This is a genomic window from Pseudomonas sp. (assembly GCF_050739935.1).
Lineage (GTDB): Bacteria > Pseudomonadota > Gammaproteobacteria > Pseudomonadales > Pseudomonadaceae > Aquipseudomonas.
The window spans coordinates 21,657-45,420 of record NZ_JBOICF010000127.1; the positions used below are offsets into that span (position 1 = coordinate 21,657).

The window sequence follows — 23,764 nt, forward strand, 5'->3', positions numbered from 1 at the left end:
ATCTATTTGAATTCCAAAGCCAAAGCGGCACACCACTTTTCACCGCGCGAGCTTCTCGGGCTCAGAGTCAGCGCTCTACCTTCCGCGTGCGGCCTTATGGTAATGATCAGGTCGGGCTTTGGCAAAAAGCCTGCACCGAGATTGGGCCACTCGATCAGGCAAAGCGCTTCGCCTTCGAAATAGTCGCGTATGCCGAGGAATTCTAGCTCTTCTGGATCAACAAGTCGGTAAAGATCAAAGTGATACGCGCGATTTCTCCCAATTTCGTAAGGTTCTACGAGTGTGAAAGTAGGGCTTTTTACCGCGCCCACGTGGCCCAGACCGCGGATGATTCCCCGCGAAAGTGTGGTCTTACCAGCGCCAAGATCACCTTCGAGGAAAATAATCCCATTGCTTTCAGTAACTTGGGAAATCCGTGCACCAAAGTTGATCATCGCCTCTTCACCCGTCAGGTGCAGGGTTAACTCAGACAAGGTTGTTGCTCCTCCAGAAGCGTGCGAATGACAGGAATCAGATCAGCGGCAGCCAAGCCACGTCCGCCGGCGCCACATTTTTCACCGGCCAACGCATGCAGCCAGACCGCAAGACAGGCTGCCTCAAACGCGGGCATCTTTTGCGCCAGCAATGCGCCGATGACGCCGGACAGCACGTCGCCCAAGCCGCCGGTCGCCATCGCCGGATGGCCGTGATCGGCCAGCGAAAGTTCGCCTGCAGGATTGGCGATCAGGCTGCCGCTGCCTTTTAGTACGCATACAGCGTCGAATTTCTTCGCCAGCGCCCGAGCCGCCGCCGGACGATCGGCCTGTACCTCCTTGGTGCTGATGCCCAGCAATCGCGCGGCCTCGCCGGGATGCGGCGTGATCACGCAGTCCTTGGGCAATTGCACGAAACCGGCTGCCAGCTGATTCAGCGCATCGGCATCCCAAACTTGCGGGCGCTCGGCATTGGCTGCGGCTGACAACAGGCTACGTCCCCAGCTGTGCTGCCCCAACCCTGGCCCCACGACCAAAACGGTTGCAGGTTCGATCAGCGCCATCAACTGGTTGGCTGAACTGATTCCGGCGGTCATGACTTCCGGGAAGCGCGTGAGCGCCGCGCTGACATGCTCGGGACGGGTGGCCAGCGTGACCATGCCCGCGCCACTGCGCAAGGTGCTTTCGGTCGACAGCAGGGTAGCGCCGCCAAAACCCAGGTCGCCGCCAATGACCAGGACCCGGCCAAACAGGCCTTTGTGGGCCGTGCGCGGTCGCGGTTTGAGTTTCGGCAGATTGAATGTATCCAGACGTGTAACGCTGATCGGCGTCCGTTCGACAATCGCCGGATCGGCTTGCAGGTCGTCGCAAATCAGCTCTCCAACCAAATCCGGAGCATCGCCGGTAAACAGTCCGATCTTCAGACCAATGAAGGTTACGGTGAGATCGGCACGAACTGCCACACCCAAAGTGCGCCCGGTATCGGCACAAAGTCCCGACGGGATATCGACTGCCATGACCGGCAGACCGCTATCGTTGACGACCTGGATGATCGATGCATAAGGATCGCGGACGTCACCTTTGAGTCCGGTACCCAACAGCGCGTCGATTACGATGCCGCTCAACGCTTGCCCATGCCAGGGTTGAATATCGACCTTATCGCCGAGCGCTTCTTTATATGCACTCTCGGCGTCCCCGGTCAGCGCAGCACAATCGCCGACGGCCAACACAGTGACCTGCCAGCCCGCCCGCTGAGCCAAGGCCGCAATCAAATAGCCATCGCCGGCGTTGTTGCCGCGGCCCGCCAGCACCGTCAATTGCTGCCCGTCAGGCCAGTGGCGACGTATCGCGCGCCAGGCGGCATGGGCGGCGCGCTGCATCAGTTCGAAGCCCGGCGTGCCAGCGGCGATCAGGCGTGCATCGAGGTCGCGCACCTGCGCAGCGCTATACAGCGCGTCGGGAAATGGGGGTTTGGTGTGCAACATGCGTTTTTAGGCTCCGATGTCTGGCAGAATTATACGCACCTGCGCCCCGGTGTCCTCCCTGCATGTCCGTTATTACCGTCAATCCATCAACAAACCCAGCACCTTTAACGGCTGCCGGGTTGACCGAGCTTGCCCTGTCGATCAAGGACTGGGGGCGTGAGCTTGGCTTTCAGCAGGTCGGCATCTCCGGACTGGATCTGGCGGAACATGAGCAGCATCTTGAACGTTGGCTCGAGGCCGGTTACCACGGCGAGATGGACTATATGGCAGCGCATGGCAGCAAACGTTCGCATCCGGACGAATTGGTGCCGGGTACGCTGCGGGTCGTTTCGTTGCGCATGGACTATTTGCCGGGTGACACGCAGATGGCGCAGCTGCTGGCTCAGCCAGAAAAAGCCTACGTTTCGCGCTATGCCCTGGGCCGCGATTATCACAAGCTGATTCGCAAGCGCGTGCAGCAACTGGCCGAGCGAATTCAGCAGGCCATCGGGCCATTCGGTTTTCGCGCCTTCGTCGACAGCGCGCCAGTACTGGAAAAGGCCATTGCCGAGAAAGCCGGGCTGGGCTGGATCGGCAAGAACACGCTGGTACTCAATCGTAAGGCGGGCAGTTATTTCTTCCTGAGCGAGTTGTTCGTCGATCTGCCGCTGCCGGTGGATCCGCCCCACGCCAGCGAGCACTGTGGGCGTTGCAACGCGTGCCTGGATGTATGCCCGACCAATGCCTTCGTCGGGCCTTACGTACTGGACGCGCGGCGCTGCATTTCATACCTGACCATCGAATTGAAGACTTCGATTCCCGAAGAGTTGCGCTCACTGATCGGCAACCGGGTGTTCGGCTGCGATGACTGCCAGATCGTCTGTCCCTGGAATCGCTTCGCCCGGCCGACCGATCAAAATGACTTCAAGCCGCGCCATGGCCTGGATAACGCCGAGTTGACCACGCTGTTTCTGTGGGACGAAGCGACCTTTCTCAGCAACACCGAAGGCTCGCCGCTGCGTCGTGCGGGCTATGAGCGGTGGCTGCGGAATCTGGCAGTGGGGCTGGGAAATGCGCCGTCGAGCATTCCAGTGATCGAGGCGCTGAAGGCGCGGCGCGAGCATCCCTCAGAGATGGTGCGCGAGCATGTGGAATGGGCATTGCGCCAGCATGCGAGCAAACCCGCTAGCTGATTGGCGGATGGTGATCTGTGAGAGCGAATTCCTTCGCGAAAGATGCTCGGGCTACAGAGATGTGTCGGCTGTCACGACGTCTCGCGAATGAAGTCGCTCCCACAGAGGATTCCGCAGCCCACCATAACGTGCAGCCCGGTTCACCGAAGTTGTTCAATGCCCATCCTTATAAATGAACTTGGGCATCTCCCAGTGAAACTTGATTGCCAGCAACCTCAGCAGTAACCCGCCAAACAGCGTGATTAGCGTGCCCTGCTCAATTGGCAGCCCCGCGTGCTGGCACAGCAGAAAGCACCAGGCAGCAGCGAATGAAACGCTGGCGTATAGCTCGCGGCGGAAAATCAGCGGGATATCGTTACAGAAGATGTCCCGCAGGATGCCGCCGAACGTGCCGGTAATCACGCCACTCACGGCCGCGACCATCATGCTTAGGCCCATGTCCAGCGCAGTCGTGCAGCCGATCACGGTAAAGGCGACCAGCCCCAGGGCGTCGAGCACCAGAAAAAGCGAGCGCAGATGGCGCATCAGCGGCGCGATAAGAATCGTCACCAGCGCCGCAGCACTGGTGAGAATCAGGTATTCCGGGTGTTTAACCCACGTCAGCGGGTAGTGCCCCAGCAGTACGTCCCGCACCGAGCCACCACCAAGTGCGGTGATGCAAGCGATCAGTACCACGCCAAACCAGTCCATGCCACGCCGCCCGGCAGACAACGCGCCGGTCATGGCTTCAGCGGTAATGGCGATCAGGTAAAGCATCAACAGCATGGTGGCATCCCTGCGAGAAAGGGGCGCAGTCTAACCACTCGGTCAGAGCACCAAAAGAGGGCGTGAGCGACAGCCCCTTTCGCGTCGCCGCTTAGACCTTGATGAAGTGCTTGCGGTAGAACTGCAACTCGGCAATGGACTCGCGGATGTCGTCCAGCGCCAGGTGAGTGCTGCCCTTCTTGAACTTCAGCTCAGGCGACCAGCGGGCAGCCAGCTCCTTGAGCGTGGAAACGTCGAGGTTGCGATAGTGGAAATAGTTTTCCAGCGTCGGCATACGCTTATAAAGGAAGCGACGGTCCTGGCAGATGCTATTGCCGCAGATCGGCGAACTGCGCTCCGGCACCCATTGCTTGATGAATTCCAGGGTCATGGCCTCGGCTTGGGCGGTGGAAATCTTGCTCTCGCGCACGCGCTGGGTCAGGCCCGAACCGCCGTGCTGGCGGGTGTTCCACTCATCCATGCCGTTGAGCAGATCGTCACTCTGGTGCACGGCGATGACCGGGCCTTCAGCCAGCGTGTTCAGCTCGCTGTCGGTGATGATGGTCGCCATTTCGATGATGACGTCGTTATCAGGGTCCAGACCGGTCATTTCCAGGTCGATCCAGATCAGATTCTGCTTGTTTTGCATATGTCGGCTCCTAAGCGTAGGCGCGCAGTTTAGCTTAGGCCGTCGTGCTAGACTCCCCCGCGTTTCAATCTTAAGCAGCTTTACGCGTCATCAAACGAGACACTGAACACCCATGGCCAAACGCCAACTCAACCGCCGCCAGAACTGGCGCATCGAAAAGATTCAAGGCGAGCGCGCTGCCCGCGCCGCCAAACGTGAATCGCAAGCCCTGGAAACGCTGGAAGGCGGCGATCTGGGCCCTGAACAGACCGGGCTTGTGATCGCGCACTTCGGCGTTCAAGTGGAAGTCGAGGCGCAGGAAGGCGAGCTGAGCGGGCAGGTGTTCCGCTGCCATTTGCGCGCCAACCTGCCCGCGCTGGTGACGGGCGACAGAGTCGTCTGGCGAGCTGGCAATCAGGGCATCGGCGTGATCGTCGCGCAACTGCCGCGCAACACCGAACTGTGCAGACCGGACACTCGGGGCCAACTCAAGCCTGTGGCAGCCAACGTCGACTTGATCGTCATTGTCTTCGCCCCGGCACCCGAGCCCCATGCCAACCTGATAGACCGCTACCTTGTGGCGGCCGAGCACGCCGGCATTCGGCCCCTTCTGCTGCTGAACAAGTTCGACCTCATCGACGAGCAGAACGCCCCGGCGCTCAATGCGCTGCTGGCGGTTTATCGCACGCTGGGGTATCCGGTGCTGGAAGTCTCCGCGCATCACGGCGACGGCATGCAGCAACTGCAGGATTTGCTAGACAGCCACATCAGCGTTTTCGTCGGCCAGTCGGGCGTCGGTAAATCATCGCTGGTCAACAGCCTGCTGCCAGAAGTGGGCACGCGTGTCGGGCCGTTATCGGAGTATTCCGGGCAAGGCACACACACCACGACCACCGCCCGTCTGTTCCACTTCCCCCGTGGCGGCGACCTGATCGACTCTCCCGGGATCCGCGAATTCGGCTTGGGCCATGTCAGCCGCGCCGATGTAGAAGCGGGCTTCATCGAATTCAACGACCTGCTAGGCCGCTGCCGCTTCCGCGATTGTAAACATGACCGCGAACCGGGCTGTGCGTTGCTCAAGGCTCTGGAAGATGGTCGAGTGCAGCAACAGCGGATGAACAGCTATCGTTCGATCATCGCGAGTTTGCCTGAGAGCAGTTATTAGGTTGAGCTGCCTCATGCCGGCGCTGATCTCGGGAATTTTCACCGAACAAATGTAGGAGCTGGCCTGCTGGCGAAGGCGGTGAGTCAGAAAGATGCCAACATAAAAACGCCGCGATCAACGCGGCGTTTTTTCAGAACGAAATGTCAGTTGCTTGTCTCTTCAATCTTCAACTGCCCTTGATCGAAGATGTTCAGCTTCTGCCGAATCTCATGGGGCTGGGCATAGGCCTGGGGGTCGACGGCGGGGATTGCGCTCGACGCGCCGGGCTTTGCCGCCGGTGAGGTCGGCGCGGCCGGAGCCGGTGCAGCATCCGATTTAGGCGCTTCACCCGCGTTCTGGGCGCCTTCGATACGCGTCTGTGCCTTTTTCGTCAGAACCACGATATCGATGCGGCGGTTGATCGGATTGTTCGGGTTTTCCTTGTCATACAGCGAAGACGAGGCGTAACCCACCACCCGCGCAACCTGCGAATCCGGATAACCACCGGCGATCAGCGCCCGACGTGCAGAGTTGGCGCGGCCGGCTGACAGCTCCCAGTTCCCGAAACCGTTGTTGCCCACATACGGCGTCGCGTCGGTATGACCGCTGACACTGACCTTGTTCGGCACCGCTTTGATGGTGTCAGCCATCGCCAGCAGAATGTCTTCGAAGTACGGTTTCAGACGCGCGCTACCGATGTCGAACATGGGCCGGTTTTCCGCATCCATGATCTGGATGCGTAGACCGTCCTGGGTGATTTCGAACAATATCTGGTCCTTGAACTTCGCCAGTTGCGGGTTCTCGTTGACTTTGTTCTGCAATTCCTGCAACAGCATCTCAAGCCGCTCTTGCTCGACCTGCTCGGCAGCCGCGTCCTCTTTATCGGCATCCACAGGCACCTTGTCCGGTGCAGGCGTGGATTTCACATCAGGATTGAGCGTCCGGTCCGGCGACATCTCCGGCGAACCACCGAGGTCGATGACGTAGGGCGAGCCGCTGTCGGAAAAACCGACAGGGTCCTTGAAGTAACCGGCAATCGCGATCAACTGCTCGGGCGTGGCCGAAGACATTAGCCACAGCACAAGGAAGAACGCCATCATTGCCGTCGCGAAGTCGGCGAAGGCGATTTTCCAGGCGCCGCCGTGGTGCCCCCCGCCATAGCGCTTTACGCGCTTGATAATGATTGGCTGATTGTTTTCCATGAATCAGCGACCGCGAACAGCTTGTTCCAGCTCACTGAAGCTGGGGCGGTGAGCCGGATAGAGCACCTTGCGGCCGAACTCGACAGCCAGCGACGGCGGTACGCCCGACGCCGAGGCCACCAGAGAAGCCTTGATCGCTTCGAACACGTTCATTTCTTCTTTGGCGTCGTGCGCCAGGCTCTGGGAGAGCGGACCGAAGAAACCGTAGGCCGCAAGGATACCGAAGAAGGTACCGACCAGCGCCGCGCCGACATGCTGACCGATTGCCGCCTTGTCGCCGGAGCCCAGCGACGCCATGGTCACCACAATACCCAGTACCGCCGCGACGATACCGAAACCGGGCATACCGTCGGCGATGCCGGTCACCGCGTGAGACGGGTGCTCCAGCTCCTCCTTCATGCTCAGCAGCTCCATGTCGAACAGGCCTTCCAGCTCATGGGGAGCCATGTTGCCGGACGACATGATGCGCAGGTAGTCGCAGATGAAGGCGATCATCCTGGCGTCTTTCAACACGCTTGGGTATTTGGCGAAGATCGGGCTGTTTTCCGGTTCTTCGATATCACCTTCAATCGCCATCATGCCTTCACGGCGGCTCTTGTTGAGGATTTCGTAGATCAGGCCAAGCACTTCCAGATAGAAGGCGTGAGTGAAACGCGAACTGAACATCTTCAAGGATTTCTTGATGACGTGCATGGTCATGTAGCCTGGGTTCGCCTGGAGAAATGCACCAAACGCGGCACCGCCGATGATCACAACCTCGAAAGGCTGGATCAACGCAGCGATTTGACCATGGGAAAGTACGTAGCCGCCGAGGACGCTCGCGAAAACGACGATGATGCCGATAATTTTTGCCATAGATAAAAATACTTACTGAGTCGGGTTCATGGTCATTGTGCGAGAAGCGTTCAAAACTCTTGTTCACCTTATCGGCACCAGTGCGCCAGACTATAGTCAAATCAGGCGAAAAACCCGTCTGGCGTCTGGCTCGGGCACAACAGCGCAAAGGCCAGCATGATGCCACCATTCGATCCTGATCAAAATCTCCCAGCCGTATGGGCCTTGTGAATGCAATCAGCTAAAGCCTCGTCGCTCCCGGTTCCGCAGACACTCGATACCTGGATCAAACAACTGGACAGCCTCGCCCTGCCCGTACCCGCTATCGCCCACGCGAAAGTGAGCGCAGCGCTGAACGACAGTCGCAGATCGCTGCGCGAGATCGCCGACCTGATGCAGGAAAGCCCGGCGCTGGTGCTCAGCGTATTGCGCGAGGCCAACCTGCACAGTGGCGGATTGGCCGAGCCTGCGGAGAGTCTGGAAGTTGCGCTGAATCGGCTGGGACTGGCGCGCACCGGCATTCTGCTGTCGCGCTTGCCGAGCCTCGAGTTGCAGAAGATCCCGGTAGCGTTGCGCCAGTTGCAACTGATCAGCCAGCACGCAGCGCAACAGGCTTATGGTCTGTTCGCCAAACAACTGGCGCGCCTGTGGCAGGACATCCATCTGGGCAGCCTGCTGTTTCTCGCGCCGTTATGGCCGATGGCGCTGGCCTACCCCAAGCTGCTGGAAGAGTGGGAGCTGCGGGTCATCCACAAGGGCGAGTCGGCCAGGGTCGTCGAAAAGGCCCTGTTCGGCGTGCGCCTGGTGCAGCTGTGTCAGGCGCTGGCGCAACATTGGCAACTGCCGATCTGGGTCACTCAGGGCTACAGCCTGTTGATCGGCGAGCAGCGCAATCTGGTGAAAGTGCTGCGCATCGCTCATGGAAGCGACGACTCGCTCAAGCAGCAACAGCTACTGGATGCCGATCTGCCGCTGCGTCGCTGGTTCAATCAGCCAGCCAACACGATTTTGCTGGCCAACGGCCTGGCCCTTTCAGCACAGCAGGCTTGGGACACCCCACACAATCTGCGCTGGCAGCTGTTGACCAGCCTTTATCTACAACAGCCATTGATGGATCTACAGCAACAGGTGCACCGCAACGCCGCCGCCAGCGCCCGTCAACACGCGGTCCCCGGCGTCTGGCATCCGGCGGAGGCACTGTTGTGGCCCTGGAACAGCCGACGCCTGCACAAAGATTTGCTGCCTGCACCGCCGCCCTCTGCCGAAGCGCTGCATATCTGGCGCAAGCACTGCGGCGACTTGCTCAAAGAGCCCAGCGTGTTCACCAACGCGATGCACCTGACCACCTGCGCACGGGACGCTTTGCTGGCATCGGGCATGCAGCGCATCGTGTTGCTGATGATCGATCGCAAGACCGACACTCTTCGCGTGCATCAGATCGCGGGCGTGGACAAATCCGCCGCCTCGCTGCCGATTCCCTACAAGGAAAGCACGGTGCTGCAGCGGCTTTTGACCCAGGCTGCTCAATTGCGCCTGACCGCCAGCAACAATGCACAGTTTTCCGCGTTGCTGCCGCCGCAACTGCGCAGCCTGTTTTCGGGGGAAAACCTGTTGATCCGCTCTCTTGCCAGTAATGGCCGGGTGGTGATGGTCGTCGTTGCGGATCAGGGTGGCGGACCGCTCTCGGAGGTAACGGTGCAGGCATTCGGAAAAACCGGACAATGTATCGAGAAGGCGCTGACAACCTTTAGCCATCGCAATGGCTGACGGCTGAGCTACAATTCGCCTCTTTTCATGATCTGGAGACCTTACATGTCTGCCTTCTCAAGCTTGCCGCTGGTGATTGAGCCCGCAGATCTGCAGGCACGCCTTGGCGCTTCAGAGCTGATTCTGGTCGACCTGACCAGTGCCGCCCGCTATGAGGCCGGTCATATTCCCGGCGCTCGCTTCGTCGATCCGAAGCGCACGCAACTGGGCCAGCCACCGGCTCCCGGCCTGCTGCCTGCCCAGGCACAACTCGAAGCGCTGTTCGGTGAACTGGGCCACAACCCGGAAGCGGTGTACGTGGTCTATGACGATGAAGGCGGCGGTTGGGCCGGTCGTTTCATCTGGTTGCTGGATGTCATCGGTCATTTGAAATATCACTACCTCGACGGCGGCCTGCTGTCCTGGCAGGCCGAGGGGTTGCCGCTGTCCACCGAAGTGCCGGCTCCTGCTGGCGGCCCTGTCTCCGTGACCGTGCATGACCAACCCACCGCCACTCGCGAGTACCTGCAAAGCCGACTGGGTGCTGACGATCTGGCAATCTGGGACGCACGCGGGCCGACCGAGTATTCGGGGGAGAAGGTCGTGGCAGCCAAAGGCGGTCACATTCCGGGTGCCGTGAACTTCGAATGGACCGCAGGCATGGATCAGGCACGCAATCTGCGGATTCGTCGGGACATGCCGCAAATTCTCGAAAGCCTGGGGATCACTCCGGATAAAGAAGTCATTACCCATTGCCAGACCCACCATCGCTCCGGCTTTACCTACCTGGTCGCCAAGGCGTTGGGTTACCCGCGAATCAAGGGCTATGCCGGCTCATGGGGCGAATGGGGCAATCATCCGGATACACCGGTCGAGAAATAACCGGCGCTTTTGCAATCCCAATCTGTCTTCACCTATTGAAAAAGCCCTTTTGAAACGCTTTAGGAACCTTGATGAAACAGCGTCTGTTTATTCTTTTCCAATACCTGCTTCCCCATCACTTGCTGTCGCGTCTGGCCGGCTGCGTCGCCGAATGCCGAGTGCGCTGGTTCAAGAATGCCTTCACCCAGTGGTTCGTGCGCCGCTATCAGGTGGACATGTCCCAGGCCTTGGTCGAAGACATGACGGCTTACCCGCACTTCAACGACTTCTTCACCCGCGCCCTGAAACCAGGCGCGCGCCCTCTGGATGAAACCCCCGGTGCGATTCTCTGCCCTGCCGATGGCGCAGTGAGTCAGTTGGGACCGATCGATCATGGTCGTATTTTCCAGGCCAAGGGCCACAGCTACAGTGCACTGGAACTGTTGGGCGGCGATGCACGCCTGTCCGCGCCTTTCATGGGCGGCGAGTTCGCAACCATTTACCTGTCGCCGAAGGACTACCATCGCGTTCACATGCCACTGGCTGGCACTCTGCGCGAGATGGTCTACGTGCCGGGGCGGCTTTTTTCGGTCAACCAGACCACGGCTGAAAACGTACCCGAGTTGTTTGCCCGCAACGAACGCGTCGTCTGCCTGTTCGACACTGAGCGCGGCCCGATGGCAGTGGTGCTGGTGGGTGCGATGATCGTGGCGTCCATTGAAACTGTCTGGGCCGGGCTGGTGACGCCGCCCAAGCGGGAGCTGAAAAGCTTCAGCTACGACGAAGCCGCCCGCGCGCCAATTTATCTGGAGAAAGGCGCCGAACTGGGCCGTTTCAAACTGGGTTCGACGGCCATCGTGTTGTTCGGTCCGAACCAAGTGCAATGGGCCGAACAACTGGCGGCCGGTTCGCCGACGCGAATGGGCCAATTGCTGGCGACCCCGGTGCAGGCCTGATTCTTGCCTGAGTAAGTTCTGAAACGTTTTTTTGGCGGGGACCTGCAACGACCGATGCAGCCCGCCGTTGGTCCAGTGCACGCCTCCGTATCATCGCTGATACAGTGTCATTTTGATATTAAAGGCTGTTCACAGGGTTCAATGCTGTTAGAGTCTTTCGTCAGTCTCGTAGGAAACTTCGCTTTCAATTGACGTTAGCTTGCTCGTTTCGCTCGGTCACGCATCACTGCATTCGCAGTCTGTCGGAGCCATTTGGGCCAGTAGTTGTTGGAGTTTACCTGTCACATGAGTAATTTAAGTCTCCCGCTGTTGTTGCGCGCCCCTGTGCCGACGCAGTCGAGCCTGTCGTTCTGCGATGGGACGCCGAAAGACTTGAAGCGCTGGATCTCTACCCTTCCCAAAGCCAACCTGGGCGAAATGGCACGTCAGCTTTATCAGGGCTTGGGCGAACTCAATCAGCTTCTGACTCCCAGCGACAACCGCTTGCAATTGCTGGAACTGCTGCGCCCGGAAGTCTTTTTCGTGTGCAGGCACCTTGAACGGCACTTCCTCAATCAATCGGTGGTTCTGGAAGAACGCCCGCGCAAGGTCGCCAACTTGTGTCAGGCGCTGCAGAACCATCTCGCGATCGGTTACAAGCAAATCATCGCCAGAGTGGCACCCAAGCTCAGCCGGGACCGCACCACGCTGCTGACTACTGCGCTGCAACGCGCCCTGCACTGCCTCAACGGCCCCCTGATTCGCGCCAACCAGCTTTACTGTCCGGTACAGGACGGGCTGTGGCTGGAGCTGCATCAGATCTATCAGATCGCCCGCCAGAATCAGCTGCACAACATTCCGGTGGCCGATAAAGAGGCCCATCACACGCGCACGCTGACCGTGGAACAGACCTACGTCGTGGCATTGTTGATGGGCTGCTCGCGCTGCAATCAGATGCGTCAGCACAACATCGGCAAGCTGGCCGATGCACTCGACGCCTGGAGTTCGATGGTCACGCTGCAGCAACCAATCGATGACGCCAGCCTCTATGCCGTGGCCCACACCACCGACACGGCGCCGCGCTACACCTCGCTGTATACCGAAGATCAGCGCACCCATCTGTTGGGTATCAACCCGCGGCCTCTATCGGCGGCGTTGCAGCGTTACATCGAAATGCCCGTGGAGCAGCGTTCCCAGTCCTATCTGCATGTGCCCCCGGGCCTGTCGATCGATGTACTGCATCACTTGGCGGCGGCGTGGGGTGATGTATCGGAGCGCGCCTTCCAGCGCACCGCAGGTCAAGGCACGCTGACGGTCTGCGTCGGCATGAGCGCGCTGCACTACTTCGTCGGTGGCCAGAAAAGCTTCAGCGACCTGTTACTGGTCCCCGCCGGGACTGTGGGCAAGGTCGCCGACTATACTTTGCAGCCTATAGAGCCGACGCGCGACGACCCGTGGGCACAGGCGATGGACGTTCAGCGCTCTGGCACATCGACCACCCTGCTGCCCTTCGAAGAGATTGAATATCAGCGTGAGGAATCCGAAGGTGGCGCGTCGGCAATGGACGGACAGAAGAGTTTTGCGACTTACGGCCTGAACATCGTCAACCACAGTCCCGGCGGTTACTGCCTGGCTTGGCCGAAAGACGTCCCGGACCAATTGCAGGCCGGGGAGATGATTGGCATTCAGGATCACGGGCACGGCTGGAGCATCGCGGTGGTCCGCTGGGTGCGTCAGGTGCGCAGCGGCGGCACGCAAATGGGGGTCGAACTGATCGCCCCGTTCGCTCAGGCGTGTGGCATGCAATTGTTGCGTGCCGAGCAGAGCAGCCAGTATCTGCGCGTGCTGCTGTTGCCCGAGGTGCGGGTGATCGACGTCCCCGCCACTGTGATCGCGCCGCGTTTGCCGTTCGAGGATGGTTGCAAGGTGATGATCAACAGCAACGGCGAAGAGCGTCGCGCCACGCTGAGCAAGCGTCGGGCGACGACCGGAAGCTACAACCAGTTCGAATACGAGATTCTTGAAGGACCGAAGAAACCCGCGCCGGAGGTGGGGCCGGAGCAGGAATTCGATTCGTTGTGGACGGTGTTGTAGGCGGTCGCCCAAGCCTTAACCTCGCCCCGGGCACTGTGCTCTATGCGCTGCGCCCTTCCCGATCACGGAACCCCAGCAGGTAAAGCACACCGTCCAGCCCCAGTGTCGAGATCGCCTGCTTGGCAGACTGCTTGACCAGCGGCTTGGCGCGGAATGCGACGCCCAGACCCGCAATGGCCAGCATTGGCAGGTCGTTCGCGCCATCGCCGACCGCAATGGTCTGCTCCAGGCTCAAACCTTCCTTGCTCGCCAGTTCGCGCAACAAGTCAGCTTTGCGTTGTGCGTCGACGATTGGTTCGATCGCGTTGCCGGTGCATTTGCCATCGACCACTTCCAGCTCGTTGGCGAAGATGTAATCGATGCCCAGTCTGGCCTGCAACTGGCGGGCGAAATAGGTGAAGCCACCGGACAGAATCGCGGTCTTGTAACCCAGACGCTTGAGTTCGGCGAACAGGGCTTCGGCGCCTTCGGTCAGACGCAACGAGGCACCGATTTCGTCCAGCACCTTGATGTCCAACCCTTTGAGCAGCGCCAGACGCTCCTTGAAGCTCGCGCGAAAGTCCAGTTCGCCACGCATCGCCCGCTCGGTGATTTCCGAAACGCGCTCGCCAACCCCATGCGCTTTGGCCAGTTCGTCGATAACCTCGGCCTCGATGAGCGTCGAGTCCATGTCGAACACCGCCAGACGACGATTGCGGCGGAACAGCGAATCCTGCTGAAACGCGATATCGACGTTTAGCTCCTGCGCCACACGCAGAAATTCGGCCTGCATTTCCTGCGTATCTGCGGGTTCGCCGCGCACTGAAAACTCGATGCAGCCCTTGCTCTTGTCGGTCGGCGTATCCAGCGGCATGCGTCCGGAGAGACGATCGATGCGGTCGATGTTCAGGCCGTATCTGGCGGTGATCGAACTGACCGTTTGCAGCTGTTCGGCGGTTACTTTGCGGGTCAGCAAGGTCACGATGTGCCGCGCCTTGCCCTGGCCGTCGACCCAATGCTGGTAATCGGCTTCGGACACTTGGGTGAAGCGAACCTGCTGGTCCAGTTCATCTGCCTTGGCCTGGATATTCTTGAGCACCGCAGCGCCCGGTTCGGTGTCGGGGATTTCGACCAGAATGCCGAACGACAAGGCGTCGTGGATCACCGCTTGACCAATATCCAGGATATTCACGCCACCTTGAGCCAAAACGCCAGTAATGGCCGCGGTAAGACCCGGACGGTCAAGACCTGTGATGTTTATCAGGACAATTTCGCGCAAGCCGCACCCCCGCAGTGGAAAAAAACCGCATTCTACTCACTTTCAGTGACCGCCGGGCACAGTGAGCGCTTTGCCGCGTCTAGGTCGCTCGCTATACTGCGCCCCAACTTCTCCAAGAGAGCCGTGCTCAGTGAACCGGCCCACGCCAGTAAAAACCGATAATTTCTTCTTGCTGATCTTCCGGGCATTGCGTCATCGACGTGTTCCGATTGCTTTGCGCATCGCCAGCCATAACGTGATCCTCGTCGCGCTGGCTCTGGTGATCTACGCCTGCGTGATGGGTTTGCAGTTCAAGCAAGCCATGCACGAACAGGCGGACGCATTGGGGCAGGCCCTGACCACGCAAACCGCGACCTCCGCCACTGAGCTATTGGTGTCCAACGACATTCTCAGCCTCAACGTATTGCTGGGGAATCTGGTGAAGAATCCATTGGTCGCCCATGCTGCGATCTACAGCGTGGACAACCGCATCCTTGCCGAAGCGGGGCAACGTCCGAAAAATGGGCTGCTGGGCGAAGCGGAGGGACTTTACGAGATAAAAATCACCTTCCAGGATGTGGTCGCAGGTACGCTGCGCATCAGCCTGGACATGTCCCAATTCCAGCAGCCATTGACCATCAGCCTGCAAAGCATGGGCATTCTGGCCGGTATCCTGCTGGCCCTGGCGCTGGCCCTGAGCCTGCGTTTGGGGCGGCATATCTCCACGCCTATGCTGCAATTGCGCATGTGGCTGCGGTACATCGATCCGTACACCCCGGCCACTGATCGCCAGGATGAAATCGGTGATCTGGCGCGCCAGCTCAAGACTTCCTATGCACCGCCTGAGCCTGAGCCGGAACCTGTTCCGGAACCGGAGCAGGTCGAAGACGAAGAAGATACCTCGCCGGAATTCGATGCCAGCGACTTGAGCGACCCCGAATTCGACGAAGCGCCGAAACCCCGCGCGACGGCGATCCCGGCTCGACGCATCGTTGCTGAGGAGGATGAAGACGACGAAGAAGATCCGTTCGCCGATATTCGCGACAACTCTCCAGTGGCACAGAAGCCTGCGCCACGTCCTGTGTTGCCGGTGGCGCCTTCGCAACCGCAATACAGCGCCGTGCTGGCCGTGCAACTGGGCTCCCAGGAACAACTGCGTCGTCTGCCACGTAGCCGGCTGACCGAGTTGCTGGAGCGCTACCGCGATTGCATCGATCAGGCGGCATCGCTGTACGACAGTGAACTGCATACGCTGAACGACGGCAGCTCGCTGATGGTGTTCAGCACCCAGGACAGCGGCGACGACTACCTGACTAACGCCATCTGCTGTGGCGAGTTGCTGCGCGCGCTTAGTCACGCGTTGCAGATCGAAGTCGCAGACAGCGGCATCACCCTGCAATTGCAGTTGGGTCTGACACTCGGCGAAGGCCTGCACGGCATGAACCAGATCGACCTGCTGCTGACTGAGACGGCGCAGGATGCCCTGGCTCTGTCGCAACACAGCCGTAACCTGCTGCTGGTTGAGCGCAAGATCAGCGACGATCACACCATCCGCCAACGCGCCCGCATTCGCCCGATCGCCAGCCCTGAGGGCGCAAGCTGTGTCGAGCGGTTGATGGAACCTTATCCGTCGATGCTTGAGCGTCAGCTCGCGCGGATGCATGAGGCGCGTAAGGCCTGATGATGCTCTGCGGGACATGAGATTTCCCCAGTCTGGCTCTTGATTCTGGCTGGAGGCCGTAGGAGCCTTACTTGCAGGCCATCTGCTCGGGGGTCGCGGCCGACCGCAGCGGCAATAGAATCGGACGATCCGGCCCTGTCAGATGTATCGAGTTCACAGGGTTTACTGCCGGTTCCCGGCAGATCGCGAGCAAGCTTGCTCCTACGGCCTCCGGCCAGAATCAAACGCGACCGGTCACCCACAAAAAAGCCCGCATCGCTGCGGGCTTTTTGTTTGCGCTGGATTCAGAAGCGGAATACTTCCAGATCAGTACGAATCGGCGAGGCCATCGGGATCTTCGGCTTGTCCTGATCGGTGCGCGTCTTGGCGGGCTGAGCGGCCTTTTTCGGCTCCTCAGCCACCAATGGCTGACTCGCCACAGGCTTGACCGCAGCGCTCAGCTGCTCCGCCAGACGCTGCAACAGCAAGCCTTGGGCCTTGACCTGCGCGGCCGAAGTTCCTGCATGAGGCTCTTCCAGGTGTACCAGCTTGCTGTCACGCACAGTGCCGCGGCGGTCCAGCAGACGCCATTGAGCATCCAGCACAGCCGGTTGGTTCACGCCCGAATCCAGACGAGTGATCGACAACACCACCTGCACATCCGGGCTGAAATTGGCAGCGGCTGGCGCCAGTACCACACGCTGACTGTCCAGCTTCCAGGCAAGCTGACGCAACAGCAGCTGGTCGATATCAGAAGACAGGCTGCCCGCCCAGCGACCGTCGGTCGAGGCCGTCAGACTACCGTCAGACTGACGCTGCAAAAATGTCTCCCGTTGCAAATAATCGGCAACGGAAACCGGACCCAACAAAACCGCGACTCCGGCGCTTTGTTTTGGTTGCCCAGGATCGCCACTGTCCAGTTGATAGAGCGATTGGGGCTGATGAACGCTGCATCCGGCCAAACCCAGAACGCCGGTCAACAACAGAACAAAAGGAACGCGTAAAAAATTCATCATTCCGTCCAAGTGGCCACCGCACGGCGGCCACGATGTCAAATACTCAAGAAATCATGAAAGCACACAGCCACGGCTGCACTTCAAGACGACATATCATCCGTGAATATGCGCTATGACTCCAGCGATTCTGCGTCGATCTTCGTGACAAAACGAAGATCGACGGCGTGATTAACCGCTTAAGCGACGTTTTCCACCAATAACGCATCTACTCGCTGGAAGCCACGTGGCAGCTTGTTGCCACGACGGCCACGCTCACCTTTGTAGTGCTCGAGATCATCGGGCTTGAGCGACAGCGTACGCTTGCCTGCCTGAAGCACCAAGGTGGCACCCTCGGGAATGACTGCCAAGTCGGTCACAAATTCCTCACGACTGGCCACCCGCTCGCCCGGAATGCCGATGATCTTGTTGCCCTTGCCTTTGCCCAACTGCGGTAGATCGCTGACTTTGAAGACCAGCAAGCGACCCTCGGTGGTGACGGCGGCCAGCCAGTTCTGCTCCCGATCAGGTACCGGACGCGGCAGGATCACCTTCGCGCCGGACGGCAGACTCAGCAACGCCTTGCCAGCCTTGTTCTTGGCCTGCAAGTCCTCACCCTTGACCACAAAGCCATAACCGGCGTCGGAAGCGATCACATACAGCGCATCGTCATCCGGCAGCAGTACGCATTCGAACGTCGCGGCAGGCGGCGGGGTCAGGCGACCGGTCAGCGGATCACCCTGACCGCGCGCCGATGGCAGGGAATGGGCCGCGAGCGAGTAACTGCGCCCGGTGGAGTCGATGAATACGGCGAACTGGTTCGAACGCCCCGCCGCCGCCGCCTTGAAGCCGTCGCCGGCCTTGTAGGAAAGACCGGTCGCGTCGATGTCATGGCCTTTGGCGCAACGCACCCAGCCTTTTTCCGACAGCACGACGGTCACAGGTTCGGTCGGCATCAGTTCGTTTTCAGACAGCGCCTTGGCCTCCGCTCGCTCCACTATCGGCGAACGACGGTCATCGCCGTAGGTCTGGGCGTCGGCGATCAACTCGCTGCGGACCAGCTTGCGCAGCTTGGTTTCGCTGCCCAGCAGGGCCTGAAGTTTGGCCTGCTCCTTGAGCAGTTCGTCCTGCTCGCCGCGCAGCTTCATCTCTTCCAGTCGCGCCAACTGACGCAGACGGGTGTCGAGGATGTAGTCGGCCTGAATCTCGGACAGCTCGAAACGCGCGATCAGCTCAGCCTTGGGATGCTCGGCGGTGCGGATGATGTGGATCACTTCGTCCAGGTTCAAATACGCAGTGAGCAAACCTTCCAACAGGTGCAGGCGACGCTCGACCTTGTCCAGACGGAACTGCAGGCGACGACGCACCGTGGTGATGCGGAACTGCAGCCACTCGGACAGCAGCGCCTTGAGGTTTTTCAGCTGCGGCTTGCCGTCCAGACCGATGATGTTGATGTTCACCCGATAGCTGGACTCAAGCTCGGTGGTGGCGAACAGATGCTGCATCAGTTCTTCGGGATCGACGCGGTTGGAGCGCGGAATGATCACGATACGGCAAGGATGCTCGTGGTCCGACTCGTCACGCAGGTCGGCGACCATCGGCAGTTTCTTGGCCTGCATTTGCGCGGCAATCTGCTCCAGCACCTTGGCACCGGAGACCTGATGCGGCAGCGCGGTGACGACGATATCGCCATCCTCGACGCGATACACCGCGCGCATGCGCACCGAGCCACGGCCTGTTTCGTAGATTTTCAGCAGGTCGGCGCGCGGCGTGATGATTTCCGCTTCGGTCGGATAATCCGGACCCTGGACGTGCTCGCACAGTTGCTCGATGGTTGCCTTTGGCTCATCCAGCAAGCGCACGCATGCCGAGGCGACTTCCCGCAGATTGTGCGGCGGAACGTCAGTGGCCATGCCCACGGCGATACCCGTGGTGCCGTTAAGCAAGATGTTCGGCAAACGCGCCGGCAAAACGGCCGGTTCATCGAGGGTGCCGTCGAAGTTAGGCACCCAGTCCGCAGTGCCCTGGCCCAATTCGGTGAGCAGGACTTCGGAGTAACGCGACAGGCGCGCCTCGGTGTAACGCATGGCCGCGAAGGACTTGGGATCGTCCGGCGCGCCCCAGTTACCCTGGCCGTCAACGAGCGTGTAGCGGTAGCTGAAGGATTGGGCCATCAACACCATGGCTTCGTAGCAGGCCGAGTCGCCGTGGGGGTGGAATTTACCCAGCACGTCACCGACGGTACGCGCCGATTTCTTGTGCTTGGCGTCGGCGTCCAGGCCCAACTCGCTCATGGCGTAGATAATGCGCCGCTGTACTGGCTTCAGGCCGTCGCCGATATGCGGCAAGGCACGGTCCATGATCACGTACATGGAGTAGTTGAGATAGGCCTGTTCGGTGAAGTCAGCCAGTGACCGGCGTTCTACACCGTCCAGGCTGAGGTCAAGGGAGTCGCTCATGCGGGCCTCATCATTTTGTCGTCTGACGTAACAGCAATGTGCCGCCACGCTGTGTGAATTCGAGTTGTTTGATGGCGCTCATACCCAGCAGCACCTGATCGCCATCCAGACCGGGCACCACCAGGGCGCGCACGTTGTTCAGGACGATATCGCCGATTTGCAGTCTCTGCAGCGTGGTCCGAAACGCCTCGGTGCGGCCATTGGCCGTGCTCACCTGCACTCGGTCGCCACGCTCCAGACGCAACGTGTCCGCCACCTCTTCGGGAATCGCAACGTTGGTTGCGCCCGTATCGAGCATGAACTGCACAGGGCGAGCGTTGATCTGCCCCGTCATGACGAAATGCCCCTGACGATTGCTCGCCAGCCGAACTTCGACATAGCCGTCACCGTGCTCCGATGTGACGTTGCTGTTCGGGTTTTCCTGACGCTGTTCCCATTCACCAAAAAAGCGCGTCGCCAGAAACAGCGCCGCGGCCCAGGCGATGATCAGCATCAGACGCCCGGCGCGTTTGCCGGGAGGCGCCTGCGTCAAGGCTTGACGCCCCAGCCGCCCTGAGGCGCGGCAAAATGCCAGACGATCGGGCGCTTTTCGCCATCGGCACGGGCACCGAAGTTATTGTCGATTCCGACCCACGCTCCGGTATCGTCTACGACCAGGGCTTCGGCCAGGCCATACTTCTGATCATAAAGCCGGTTCGGTAGCAAAGCCTCCTTGGCGAACGACCAGCAGGTCTCCAGCTGCCCGGTTTCCAGGGTCCGCCGGCAGATTCGATACGCCGCGCGCTCAAGCGCATACAGCTTGCCGTTGTAAAGCGAGATATCGGAAAAATCCTTGGCGACTGATTTGCCACTCAGTTGCGGCGGTAAAATGTCGTCGCCGGATTCCACCCGCAAAATACAGCTGGCACTGCAGGCCCAGCCATCCTTACCCAGCTTGGCGGTCAGCAAGCCACGCTTCTCGCGCTCAGCCGCCAGCCACAGCTGATCGCCTGCCGGACTGACGGCAACGCCTTCGAAAATCGCGTTGAAGTGCTGCAGCATGCCAGCCGACTGACCGTCCTGAACCAGTTTCTTCGGCAACGCCAGCCAGGTCGGTGCGCCGTCGACCGGCACTTTCAGCACCGTGGCGAAGCCTTCGCTGACCAGATAACGGTTGCCTGCGGCATCACAGCTCACGCCTTCGAAATCCAGGGCGCCACCGCGAAGCAGCGACGCAGCCTTGGCCATGCCGAGCAATGTCGCCGACAGGCCGCTGTCGGGGATCGGCGGGATTTCAAGCTTCTGTGCATAAGCCTTCCAGACGGTCGCCGAGGTATCGAGTCTGTACAGCAGCGTGTCGTCACGGTCGGAAACTGTCCACAGCACGCCATTGCAGGACGCCAGACCGGACAGATTGCCGCCGACCATGTCGTCGACCGCATGCTCGGACAGCAACTTGAGTTCAGGCAGCGGCTTTTGCGGCAGTGGCTGCGCGGCGAAGGCAGGGATGGCGGTCAGCAACAGGGCTGCCAGCCAACCTCGCATCAAACCAGCACCTCGGCCAGGTTGCCCTTGGATTCGAGCCACGTCTTGCGATCGCCCGCGCGTTTCTTGGCCAGCAGCATGTCCATGATCTCCGATGTGGCCTCGAAATCGTCCAGCGTCAGTTGCACCAGGCGACGAGTGTTCGGGTCCATGGTGGTTTCGCGCAGTTGCGGCGGGTTCATTTCACCCAGCCCCTTGAATCGCGTGACCTGTGGCTTGCCGCGCTTCTTCTCGGCCACCAGACGGTCGAGAATGCCGTCGCGCTCGGCCTCGTCCAGGGCGTAATAGATGTCCTTGCCCAAGTCGATGCGGTACAGCGGCGGCATGGCGACGTAAACGTGGCCGGCGTCCACCAGCGGGCGGAAATGCTGGACGAACAGGGCGCAGAGCAAAGTGGCAATGTGCAGGCCGTCGGAGTCGGCGTCAGCGAGGATGCAGATCTTGCCGTAACGCAGCTGGCTCATGTCTGCTGCGCCCGGGTCAACGCCGATGGCGACCGCGATGTTATGCACTTCCTGGCTGGCGAGCACTTCGCCGCCATCGACTTCCCAAGTGTTCAGGATCTTCCCGCGCAAAGGCAAAATCGCCTGGAACTCCTTGTCCCGCGCCTGTTTGGCGGAGCCGCCCGCGGAATCACCTTCGACCAGAAACAGCTCGGCGCGCATCGGGTCTTGGCCCGCGCAGTCAGCCAGTTTGCCGGGCAGCGCAGGACCTTGAGTGATGCGTTTGCGCTCGACTTTCTTGCTCGCTTTCAAGCGACGGCCGGCGTTGTTGATCGCCAGTTCCGCCAGCTGCATGCCCATTTCCGGATGCGCATTGAGCCATAGACTGAAGGCGTCCTTGACCACGCCGGAAACGAACGCCGCGGCCTCACGGGATGACAGACGCTCTTTGGTCTGGCCGGAGAATTGCGGCTCCTGCATTTTCATCGAGAGGACGAAGGCGATGCGCTCCCAGACGTCTTCCGGCGCCAGCTTCACGCCGCGTGGCAACAGATTGCGGAACTCACAGAACTCACGCATCGCATCGAGCAGGCCCTGGCGCAGACCGTTGACATGGGTACCGCCCTGGGCGGTCGGGATCAGGTTGACGTAGCTTTCCTGAACGCTGTCGCCGCCTTCCGGCAACCACAACAGCGCCCAGTCGACGGCTTCCTTATTACCGGCAAAGGCGCCGCAGAACGGTTCTTCCGGCAGACGCAGGAAGTCGCTCACCGAATCCTGCAGATAGGACCGCAGACCGTCTTCGTAATGCCATTCGACCTTCTCGCCGCTGCTCTTGTCTTCGAAGCTGACCAACAGCCCTGGGCACAGAACGGCCTTGGCCTTGAGCACATGCTTTAGCCGGCTGACCGAGAATTTGGGGCTGTCGAAATATTTGGGGTCCGGGGCGAAATACACGCTGGTGCCGGTATTGCGCTTGCCGACAGTGCCGATAACGGCCAGCTCAGTCGCCTTGAAGCCGTCGGCAAAGGTCATTTCGTATTCGTTGCCATCGCGCTTGACCCGCACCCTCACCTGTGTGGAGAGCGCGTTGACCACGGAAATCCCCACTCCGTGCAAGCCACCAGAGAACTGATAGTTCTTGTTGGAGAACTTACCGCCCGCGTGCAGCTTGGTGAGGATCAGTTCTACGCCCGACACGCCCTCTTCCGGGTGAATGTCCACTGGCATGCCGCGACCGTCGTCGGCCACTTCCAGCGAGTTGTCGGCGTGGAGAATGACCTGCACCGATCTGGCGTGGCCGGCCAGGGCTTCGTCGACGCTGTTGTCGATGACTTCCTGGGCCAAGTGGTTTGGCCGCGAGGTATCGGTGTACATGCCCGGTCGTTTGCGGACCGGGTCGAGGCCCGAGAGGACTTCGATGGCGTCTGCGTTATAAGAGCTAGCGCTGGGATTGGCCATGGGGTCTCGTCATCAAGTCGTTCATGAAATTTCGGAGTGACACTGTTCTACCTGTTCGTTTCAGCAAAAGCTTCGATCTGAGGCCTGGTCACAGTGCCGACAGATCGATTGCCTGCAATAGTTCGGGGGCGAATCCGGCAAAGCTCAACAGGGTCGGCATTTTTTCGACAAAACCCTGAAAGCTGTGATCGCCACCCGCCTCGATACGCAGCGCACAGGCCCGATAGAACGCCTGCGCGCGCCGATAATCCAGCGTCTCGTCACCGGTTTGCAGCCATACCTGAATGCGCTGCGGATCTTGCGGGGCAGGCACTTCAAGCTCTGCCAGCGCATTCACATGGTCGTGCGTCAGCTCCCAGCTTTCGCCGGTATAGAGGTTTTGTTGGGTGCCCAGAAAACCGTCGAACAGTTGGTGCGGATTCACCGCCGGGTTGATCAGCACAGCCTTGAGCCCGTGACGCTCAGCCAAGTGAGTCGCATAGTAGCCGCCGAGTGAGCTGCCGACCAGTAATGGCCGCCCGCCAAGCTCATCGATCGCCGCTTCGAGCTGGGCAATCGCCTGACGCGGATGATGATGCAGCTCCGGCACGCGCAATTGCTTACTGAGCCCAAGATGCGCCATCAACCCGGCGAGCTGCGTGGCTTTTGTCGACATCGCCGAGCTATTCAGG

General features: G+C 60.1%; 19 protein-coding genes and 2 pseudogenes. 8 read left to right on the plus strand and 13 right to left on the minus strand.

Translation table 11 applies throughout. From position 1 onward, the window contains the following. Positions 1–2: 2 nt before the first annotated feature. Positions 3–473, minus strand: coding sequence for a tRNA (adenosine(37)-N6)-threonylcarbamoyltransferase complex ATPase subunit type 1 TsaE (gene tsaE, locus ACRER8_RS25255; protein ID WP_431748892.1), 471 nt, complete (start codon positions 471–473; stop codon positions 3–5). Beyond that, positions 461–1,957 carry an NAD(P)H-hydrate dehydratase gene (locus ACRER8_RS25260; RefSeq protein WP_431748893.1) on the minus strand — a complete coding sequence of 499 codons (1,497 nt, stop codon included), beginning with the start codon at positions 1,955–1,957 and terminating at the stop codon, positions 461–463. Before ACRER8_RS25260 ends, tsaE begins: the two co-directional genes overlap by 13 nt. Before the next feature lie 62 nt (positions 1,958–2,019). Between ACRER8_RS25260 and queG the strand changes: the two genes are divergently transcribed. Continuing rightward, positions 2,020–3,129, plus strand: a complete 1,110-nt coding sequence (gene queG / locus ACRER8_RS25265) for a tRNA epoxyqueuosine(34) reductase QueG (RefSeq protein ID WP_431748894.1) — start codon at positions 2,020–2,022, stop codon at positions 3,127–3,129. A gap of 153 nt (positions 3,130–3,282) precedes the next feature. On the opposite strand, the gene ACRER8_RS25270 is transcribed toward queG, so the two are convergent. Both ACRER8_RS25270 and orn read right to left on the minus strand, forming a co-directional pair. Then, positions 3,283–3,894, minus strand: coding sequence for a trimeric intracellular cation channel family protein (locus tag ACRER8_RS25270; protein WP_431748895.1), 612 nt, complete (start codon positions 3,892–3,894; stop codon positions 3,283–3,285). A 91-nt stretch (positions 3,895–3,985) separates the two neighbouring features. Beyond that, positions 3,986–4,522: an oligoribonuclease gene (gene orn / locus ACRER8_RS25275; RefSeq protein WP_431748896.1), complete on the minus strand. Its 537-nt coding sequence runs from the start codon at positions 4,520–4,522 to the stop codon at positions 3,986–3,988. A gap of 112 nt (positions 4,523–4,634) precedes the next feature. Between orn and rsgA the strand changes: the two genes are divergently transcribed. Further along, on the plus strand, positions 4,635–5,666 hold the full coding sequence (gene rsgA, locus ACRER8_RS25280; RefSeq protein WP_431748897.1) for a small ribosomal subunit biogenesis GTPase RsgA: 1,032 nt from the start codon (positions 4,635–4,637) through the stop codon (positions 5,664–5,666). Positions 5,667–5,809: 143 nt separating this feature from the next. Here rsgA and motB read toward each other — a convergent pair whose 3' ends face one another. Both motB and motA read right to left on the minus strand, forming a co-directional pair. Continuing rightward, positions 5,810–6,847: a flagellar motor protein MotB gene (gene motB, locus ACRER8_RS25285; RefSeq protein WP_431748898.1), complete on the minus strand. Its 1,038-nt coding sequence runs from the start codon at positions 6,845–6,847 to the stop codon at positions 5,810–5,812. A 3-nt stretch (positions 6,848–6,850) separates the two neighbouring features. Then, positions 6,851–7,702, minus strand: coding sequence for a flagellar motor stator protein MotA (gene motA / locus ACRER8_RS25290; protein WP_431748899.1), 852 nt, complete (start codon positions 7,700–7,702; stop codon positions 6,851–6,853). A gap of 210 nt (positions 7,703–7,912) precedes the next feature. On the opposite strand from motA, the gene ACRER8_RS25295 reads away from it, so the two are divergent. The 4 genes from ACRER8_RS25295 (at position 7,913) to ACRER8_RS25310 (ending at position 13,317) form a co-directional block, all read left to right on the plus strand. Beyond that, a complete protein-coding gene (locus tag ACRER8_RS25295; RefSeq protein ID WP_431748900.1) occupies positions 7,913–9,448 on the plus strand; it encodes an HDOD domain-containing protein in 1,536 nt (511 codons plus the stop codon). Between the two features lie 45 nt (positions 9,449–9,493). Further along, complete coding sequence (gene rhdA / locus ACRER8_RS25300; protein WP_431748901.1) at positions 9,494–10,309, plus strand: thiosulfate sulfurtransferase; 816 nt, start codon at positions 9,494–9,496, stop codon at positions 10,307–10,309. Positions 10,310–10,380: 71 nt separating this feature from the next. Continuing rightward, positions 10,381–11,244 (plus strand): archaetidylserine decarboxylase, encoded by an 864-nt coding sequence (gene asd, locus ACRER8_RS25305; RefSeq protein ID WP_431748902.1) that lies wholly within the window; start codon positions 10,381–10,383, stop codon positions 11,242–11,244. Positions 11,245–11,529: 285 nt separating this feature from the next. Continuing rightward, positions 11,530–13,317 carry a molecular chaperone gene (locus ACRER8_RS25310; RefSeq protein WP_431748903.1) on the plus strand — a complete coding sequence of 596 codons (1,788 nt, stop codon included), beginning with the start codon at positions 11,530–11,532 and terminating at the stop codon, positions 13,315–13,317. Positions 13,318–13,357: 40 nt separating this feature from the next. Here the strand turns inward: ACRER8_RS25310 and serB are convergent, their stop codons facing one another. Next, the gene (serB, locus tag ACRER8_RS25315) at positions 13,358–14,575 is read right to left on the minus strand and encodes a phosphoserine phosphatase SerB (RefSeq protein WP_431748904.1); all 1,218 of its coding nucleotides are present in this window, start codon (positions 14,573–14,575) and stop codon (positions 13,358–13,360) included. A 130-nt stretch (positions 14,576–14,705) separates the two neighbouring features. On the opposite strand from serB, the pseudogene ACRER8_RS25320 reads away from it, so the two are divergent. Both ACRER8_RS25320 and ACRER8_RS25325 read left to right on the plus strand, forming a co-directional pair. Continuing rightward, positions 14,706–15,438: pseudogene (locus tag ACRER8_RS25320) on the plus strand (histidine kinase); the annotation flags it as partial. Between the two features lie 71 nt (positions 15,439–15,509). Beyond that, positions 15,510–16,235 (plus strand): annotated as a pseudogene (locus ACRER8_RS25325) (histidine kinase); the annotation flags it as partial. A 284-nt stretch (positions 16,236–16,519) separates the two neighbouring features. Here ACRER8_RS25325 and ACRER8_RS25330 read toward each other — a convergent pair. The 6 genes from ACRER8_RS25330 to ACRER8_RS25355 form a co-directional block, all read right to left on the minus strand. Continuing rightward, the gene (locus tag ACRER8_RS25330; protein WP_431748905.1) at positions 16,520–17,227 is read right to left on the minus strand and encodes a PqiC family protein; all 708 of its coding nucleotides are present in this window, start codon (positions 17,225–17,227) and stop codon (positions 16,520–16,522) included. Between the two features lie 179 nt (positions 17,228–17,406). After that, the gene (parC, locus tag ACRER8_RS25335; RefSeq protein ID WP_431748906.1) at positions 17,407–19,665 is read right to left on the minus strand and encodes a DNA topoisomerase IV subunit A; all 2,259 of its coding nucleotides are present in this window, start codon (positions 19,663–19,665) and stop codon (positions 17,407–17,409) included. A gap of 10 nt (positions 19,666–19,675) precedes the next feature. Continuing rightward, entirely contained in the window at positions 19,676–20,158 is a 483-nt protein-coding gene (locus ACRER8_RS25340) for a retropepsin-like aspartic protease family protein (protein WP_431748945.1), read from the minus strand. Positions 20,159–20,193: 35 nt separating this feature from the next. Then, positions 20,194–21,189, minus strand: coding sequence for an esterase-like activity of phytase family protein (locus ACRER8_RS25345; protein WP_431748907.1), 996 nt, complete (start codon positions 21,187–21,189; stop codon positions 20,194–20,196). Further along, positions 21,189–23,093, minus strand: coding sequence for a DNA topoisomerase IV subunit B (parE, locus tag ACRER8_RS25350; protein WP_431748908.1), 1,905 nt, complete (start codon positions 23,091–23,093; stop codon positions 21,189–21,191). The genes ACRER8_RS25345 and parE overlap by 1 nt, the downstream gene beginning before the upstream one ends. A gap of 88 nt (positions 23,094–23,181) precedes the next feature. Next, the gene (locus ACRER8_RS25355) at positions 23,182–23,748 is read right to left on the minus strand and encodes a YqiA/YcfP family alpha/beta fold hydrolase (protein ID WP_431748946.1); all 567 of its coding nucleotides are present in this window, start codon (positions 23,746–23,748) and stop codon (positions 23,182–23,184) included. Between the last annotated feature and the right edge of the window lie 16 nt (positions 23,749–23,764).

Bases quoted from the DNA above. Each gene is read 5' to 3' on its own strand.
- motB (WP_431748898.1), bottom strand. From the start codon at position 6,847: ATGGAAAACAATCAGCCAATCATTATCAAGCGCGTAAAGCGCTATGGC.
- ACRER8_RS25310 (WP_431748903.1), top strand. From the start codon at position 11,530: ATGAGTAATTTAAGTCTCCCGCTGTTGTTGCGCGCCCCTGTGCCGACG.
- ACRER8_RS25260 (WP_431748893.1), bottom strand. From the start codon at position 1,957: ATGTTGCACACCAAACCCCCATTTCCCGACGCGCTGTATAGCGCTGCG.
- asd (WP_431748902.1), top strand. From the start codon at position 10,381: ATGAAACAGCGTCTGTTTATTCTTTTCCAATACCTGCTTCCCCATCAC.
- ACRER8_RS25345 (WP_431748907.1), bottom strand. From the start codon at position 21,189: ATGCGAGGTTGGCTGGCAGCCCTGTTGCTGACCGCCATCCCTGCCTTC.
- ACRER8_RS25340 (WP_431748945.1), bottom strand. From the start codon at position 20,158: ATGCTGATCATCGCCTGGGCCGCGGCGCTGTTTCTGGCGACGCGCTTT.
- parC (WP_431748906.1), bottom strand. From the start codon at position 19,665: ATGAGCGACTCCCTTGACCTCAGCCTGGACGGTGTAGAACGCCGGTCA.
- rsgA (WP_431748897.1), top strand. From the start codon at position 4,635: ATGGCCAAACGCCAACTCAACCGCCGCCAGAACTGGCGCATCGAAAAG.
- queG (WP_431748894.1), top strand. From the start codon at position 2,020: ATGTCCGTTATTACCGTCAATCCATCAACAAACCCAGCACCTTTAACG.
- ACRER8_RS25295 (WP_431748900.1), top strand. From the start codon at position 7,913: ATGCAATCAGCTAAAGCCTCGTCGCTCCCGGTTCCGCAGACACTCGAT.
- ACRER8_RS25355 (WP_431748946.1), bottom strand. From the start codon at position 23,748: ATGTCGACAAAAGCCACGCAGCTCGCCGGGTTGATGGCGCATCTTGGG.
- orn (WP_431748896.1), bottom strand. From the start codon at position 4,522: ATGCAAAACAAGCAGAATCTGATCTGGATCGACCTGGAAATGACCGGT.
- rhdA (WP_431748901.1), top strand. From the start codon at position 9,494: ATGTCTGCCTTCTCAAGCTTGCCGCTGGTGATTGAGCCCGCAGATCTG.
- ACRER8_RS25270 (WP_431748895.1), bottom strand. From the start codon at position 3,894: ATGCTGTTGATGCTTTACCTGATCGCCATTACCGCTGAAGCCATGACC.
- ACRER8_RS25330 (WP_431748905.1), bottom strand. From the start codon at position 17,227: ATGAATTTTTTACGCGTTCCTTTTGTTCTGTTGTTGACCGGCGTTCTG.
- motA (WP_431748899.1), bottom strand. From the start codon at position 7,702: ATGGCAAAAATTATCGGCATCATCGTCGTTTTCGCGAGCGTCCTCGGC.
- parE (WP_431748908.1), bottom strand. From the start codon at position 23,093: ATGGCCAATCCCAGCGCTAGCTCTTATAACGCAGACGCCATCGAAGTC.